The sequence below is a fragment of the Calothrix sp. CCY 0018 genome, assembly GCF_963920925.1.
GTDB lineage: Bacteria > Cyanobacteriota > Cyanobacteriia > Cyanobacteriales > Nostocaceae > Rivularia.
Genome location: NZ_CAWUDI010000132.1, coordinates 1 through 586, shown reverse-complemented (window position 1 = coordinate 586; position 586 = coordinate 1). Strand labels below are relative to the sequence as shown.

1 protein-coding gene is annotated in these 586 nt (G+C 48.8%); it reads left to right on the top strand.

Annotated features, from left to right (window positions below):
- Positions 1-586: calcium-binding protein (locus tag ACM03V_RS34475; protein ID WP_414625312.1), on the top strand; the 586-nt coding region annotated here is incomplete at both ends.

Genomic DNA, 586 nt, shown 5'->3' with positions numbered 1-586 from the left:
GGCGATGATAAGGTTTACGGCAATGAAGGAGATGACCGCTTAGAAGGTGGTGACGGTAACGACTGGTTAGAAGGTGGTACGGGAAATGACAACCTCTACGGTCAAGCTGGCGATGACAAGGTATATGGTAATGAAGGAGATGACCGCTTAGAAGGGGGTGACGGTAACGATTGGTTAGAAGGCGGTACGGGAAATGATAATCTCTACGGTCAAGCTGGCGATGACAAGGTATATGGCAATGAAGGAGATGACCGCTTAGAAGGGGGTGACGGTAACGACTGGTTAGAAGGCGGTACGGGAGACGATAATCTCTACGGCGAAGCTGGCGATGATAAGGTTTACGGCAATGAAGGAGATGACCGCTTAGAAGGGGGTGACGGTAACGACTGGTTAGAAGGTGGTATGGGAGACGATAATCTCTACGGCGAAGCAGGTAATGACAAGATATATGGTAATGAAGGAGATGACCGCTTAGAAGGGGGTATAGGTGCAGATGAAATCTACGGCGGCGCAGGTGCAGATAAAATCTACGGTGAAGCTGGCGACGATTATATCAATGGTAATTCTGGTAACGACTTTGTAGATG